This window comes from Microvirga sp. P5_D2 (assembly GCF_054049475.1).
On sequence record NZ_JBFUMH010000287.1, the window covers coordinates 1 to 3731 of the forward strand.

Genomic DNA, 3731 nt, shown 5'->3' on the forward strand with positions numbered 1-3731 from the left:
CTGGCGCACTACCTCCTCGAAGTCGTTGAAGATGTCCGAGAACGTGCGCTCCCTGATGGAATCCGCAAGCTGCTCCAAGCCATCGGCGGCGCTATCCACGACAGCGCGGATGTTCGGGCGCTCATCGAAGGAATGAGTGGAATCTCTCAAGGAAGTCGCGAAATCGGCGACCGATTGTGCGATGTCGTCCTTGCGGCGGCCGGCATAGTCGGATGCCTGTTCACGAGCGGATTCGATGAAAAAGCGGCCACGCTCCAGAGCTTCTCCGGCCATGTCGCCGACATCGCCGCGCAGGGCATCCCAATCATCGGAACCGGTGTCTTGCTGATTGTTGGTGTTTTGCTGTCCCAAGCCCATGGTCAACCTCTCTTAATCGTGCGGAGGTAACCATTAGAAGCGCGGCAGGTTCCGAATCCCGCCTGTGTCTTTCGCCCTGAATCGACAGAGTTTTTGCCTATTCCATGCTAACGGGTGGATGCCAGCCAATCGACAAAATCGGCGACTTTCCTACGCGCATCGTCATCCTTCAGCCCTACGAAGCTGCGAACAAGACGGTCGCTCTCGGGGCTCGTAAGAAATTCCGCCATGAGGCTGTTGCCGGAAAATCCTCCGGCCCGCAGGCCCGGAATGGCCTCGAAGAAGAAATCGATGCCCACATCGAGAATGCCCGCGATCTGGAGAAGGCGGCTTGCCCCGACGCGGTTGATGCCCTTCTCGTATTTCTGGACCTGCTGGAACGTGAGGCCCAGAGCCTCGGCCAACTTCTCCTGGCTCATGCCCAGCATGAGCCGCCTAGCCCGGACCCGGCTGCCGATATGCCTGTCGATGGGGTTGGGTGACTTCTGCTGCAAGTGCATCTCCTACCGTTACTCAGGCCGCGACGAATATACCGCTTTTAAAACCTATGGTAGTATAGTTACTATATACAGCTGTTAATAGAAAAATCGCCGGGGGCCCTCGTTGGCGGACCATCGCTTCGATTACGCAACGGAAGCATTCGAGTTCATCGAAAGACTGGACGACCTTCCGTCCGTCCAATCGGTCGTCGACGAAATGGCCAAATCCTTCTCCCTGTTCGGGTTTGAGAACTTCATCATCACGGGATTGCCGAACCTCAAGGAGAGGTTCGATCAGGTTGTCATTCTCAAAAAATGGCCCATGGGCTGGTTCGACATCTACATGAGAGAGGACTACGTCCGGGTCGATCCCGTCATTCGCCTTTGCCGCAACAGCGTCCAGCCGTTCGAGTGGTCCGAAGCACTCTACGACCGTGAGAAGGAGCTTCGGGCTGCAGAGGTCATGGATCGCGCTACCGAGTTCAGGATGCGAGATGGCTTCTGCCTTCCGATCCATGGCATCAATGGCTATGAGGCCTGTTTTTCCATGAGCGGGGTCAATCTTGACCTGTCCCCTCGTACGAAACCGGCTCTTCATTTGATGACCATGTATGCCTTTGAGCGGGCTCGCCGGCTGCTTGCGCCCACCTTAAGCCCCGCCTCTGACCTTCTGACGCCTCGGGAGCGGGAAGCCATGATATGGGCGGCAGCCGGGAAATCGGCAGCCGATACTGGGGAAATTCTCGGAATTACGGAGAGAACCGTTACGGCTCATATCGTCAGTGCCTGCCAGAAGCTGGGCGCCGCCAATAAGACACAAGCCGTCGCGCGGGCTATTCAGTACAAGATTATAAACCTATAAGCTCCGACCTGTAATTTCCTACAATACCACTTCGTATCGAGGTGAGAGACAAGTGCTGCCACTCAACAGAGGGGGTGGCCATCAATGACCTGTATTCATGTCATTACCAACGATAACAAAGCGCTTTATCGAGACAGCATCGAACAATACTATCGCCTTCGTCATCAAGTCTTCGTCGAGGAACGTGGCTGGACAGATCTGACACGCTCTGACGGGGTCGAAATCGACGCCTACGACAACGAACACGCGATCTACCTGCTCGCCATCGACAAGGACCGTGTCGTGGGTGGGCAGCGCCTCTATCCGACGCTGCTTCCGCACATGATCAGCGATGTGTTTCCACACATGGCCGCGCGGGGAATTCCTCAGGCTTTCGACGTTTTCGAATGGACGCGCTATTTCGTAGTCAAGGAACGGCGAACCGGAAGGACGGATTGCAGGCTTCTCGCCAGCATCCAGGAGTTCTGCCTACAAGAAGGTATTACGGAAGTGACCGCCGTAGTGGAAATGTGGTGGCTTCCGCGCTGGCAACAGGCAGGTTTCAAGGTACGTCCTCTTGGCTTGCCGCAGATGATCGAAGGGCAGCCATGCGTTGCGGTGGCCATTCAGATCTCACAGGAAAGCTTGAACCAAGTGCGCGCACTCGCTGGGCTTCGCGGCCCTTCCCTAGTGCGCGAAGGCAAGCTGTCACCCATTCTGGATCGGGTGCCGCATGTCGCTGCCTAAGGAGAAACTTCCTCTCGCATCCTTCGTGCAGGAAGAGATGATCGAGAATCTCAGCGAGAACCTGTCGCAATTGCTCGGAACGCTGCCATCCGTCGCACGGCTTCGACTTCTCGCCTTCATGCACCTCGTCGAGAACCCGGATACGATGAGGGCCACGCTTGACATCGAACCCTCCGGCTCGCTGCGCCTGACGCTCGACACCCTAGTGGCGCCGGGTCGGACGCATCAACATTGATAGACAAAGGCGAAGCCCCGCCAATCGTGGCGGGGCTTCGGATCAAACATTCGATCAGGCGGCCTTGGTGTTGACGCGGGCTTCGGCGAGCTTGGTGAGCAGAAGATCGGTCTTCTTCTCCTCCTCCAGGTTCTGCTCGATGAGCTTCGCGGCATCGCGCAGGCCGAGCTGTTCTGCCCAGGTCCTCAGCGAGCCGTAGCGGGTGATCTCATAATGCTCGACGGCCTGCGCAGCAGCCAGGATGCCGGCATCGAGAGCCACGCTTTCGGCGAAGTCTTCCATGACTTCCTTGCCTTCTTCGATGATGCCGTTGATGGCCTCGCACTGGACGCCGCGCGCGGGCTTGCCAAGCATCTTGAACACCTGCTCAAGGCGCTCGATCTGGCCTTCCGTTTCCTCGCGATGCTTTTCGAAAGCCAGGCGCAGCTCTTCCGATTCCGCGGCCTTGGCCATCTTCGGCAGAGACTTCAGGATCTGCTTCTCCGCGTAGAACACGTCCTTCAGGGTATGAAGGAAAAGATCGTCCAGGGTTTTCTCTTTCGCTGCCATGTCATAACTCCTCGGCTTGGGAGTTGACTCAACGATGGTCAAGGTTCGCAGTTCCGTCGAATTCGACTCTTCCCACAATCGAGCGGAACAACACCCTTCCACGTCGCGTTCGGCCTGCGCATTCCCCTGCTTAGTTTAAGGGGATCGGGCGCGGCGGAGCTACCGTCGTAGGAGATGATTAATGAGTGAAGAACAGAACCTGAGCACCGTCGAACGCGGTGCCTACATGGTGGCGGGACTTGGCCTTGCCGCAGCTGCGGCGAAGCCGCGACCCAATGCGCTGCTGAACGTGCTCGCGTTGCTAGGAGGCTCATACCTCGCTTGGCGCGGCTACGTGGGCAATTGCCCGGTCAAAGCGGCCTTGACCGGCTCCCATGACGAAGCCGGCCAATTGAGCCATCATCGTTGATAAGGCGCGGGCCGCGCTTTTCCTGCGGCCCGCGTGCCATTTATCCCGCAATCAGTATGTCGTCGTGGAGCTGCCGCGACCGGCAATCAGACCGTAGATGAACAGGACAACCAC

Annotated in this window: 7 protein-coding genes; 4 read left to right on the plus strand and 3 right to left on the minus strand. The window is 57.6% G+C overall.

Annotation, left to right across the window (positions count from 1 at the left end; all coding sequences use genetic code 11):
- A partial coding sequence (locus ACXJKO_RS30505) for a hypothetical protein (protein WP_457094764.1) occupies window positions 1-357 on the minus strand: 357 nt, incomplete at its 3' end.
- A 107-nt stretch (window positions 358-464) separates the two neighbouring features.
- Window positions 465-851, minus strand: a complete 387-nt coding sequence (locus ACXJKO_RS30510) for a helix-turn-helix domain-containing protein (RefSeq protein ID WP_457094765.1) — start codon at window positions 849-851, stop codon at window positions 465-467.
- A gap of 109 nt (window positions 852-960) precedes the next feature.
- Between ACXJKO_RS30510 and ACXJKO_RS30515 the strand changes: the two genes are divergently transcribed.
- From ACXJKO_RS30515 to ACXJKO_RS30525, 3 genes are all read left to right on the plus strand, one after another.
- Window positions 961-1698, plus strand: coding sequence for a LuxR family transcriptional regulator (locus ACXJKO_RS30515; RefSeq protein WP_457094766.1), 738 nt, complete (start codon window positions 961-963; stop codon window positions 1696-1698).
- 84 nt (window positions 1699-1782) lie between these two features.
- The gene (locus ACXJKO_RS30520) at window positions 1783-2424 is read left to right on the plus strand and encodes an acyl-homoserine-lactone synthase (protein WP_457094767.1); all 642 of its coding nucleotides are present in this window, start codon (window positions 1783-1785) and stop codon (window positions 2422-2424) included.
- Window positions 2411-2659: a hypothetical protein gene (locus tag ACXJKO_RS30525; RefSeq protein WP_457094768.1), complete on the plus strand. Its 249-nt coding sequence runs from the start codon at window positions 2411-2413 to the stop codon at window positions 2657-2659. The genes ACXJKO_RS30520 and ACXJKO_RS30525 overlap by 14 nt, the downstream gene beginning before the upstream one ends.
- Window positions 2660-2713: 54 nt before the next feature.
- On the opposite strand, the gene ACXJKO_RS30530 is transcribed toward ACXJKO_RS30525, so the two are convergent.
- Window positions 2714-3208 (minus strand): YciE/YciF ferroxidase family protein, encoded by a 495-nt coding sequence (locus tag ACXJKO_RS30530; RefSeq protein WP_457094769.1) that lies wholly within the window; start codon window positions 3206-3208, stop codon window positions 2714-2716.
- A gap of 181 nt (window positions 3209-3389) precedes the next feature.
- On the opposite strand from ACXJKO_RS30530, the gene ACXJKO_RS30535 reads away from it, so the two are divergent.
- On the plus strand, window positions 3390-3617 hold the full coding sequence (locus tag ACXJKO_RS30535; RefSeq protein WP_457094770.1) for a YgaP-like transmembrane domain: 228 nt from the start codon (window positions 3390-3392) through the stop codon (window positions 3615-3617).
- Window positions 3618-3731 lie beyond the last annotated feature (114 nt).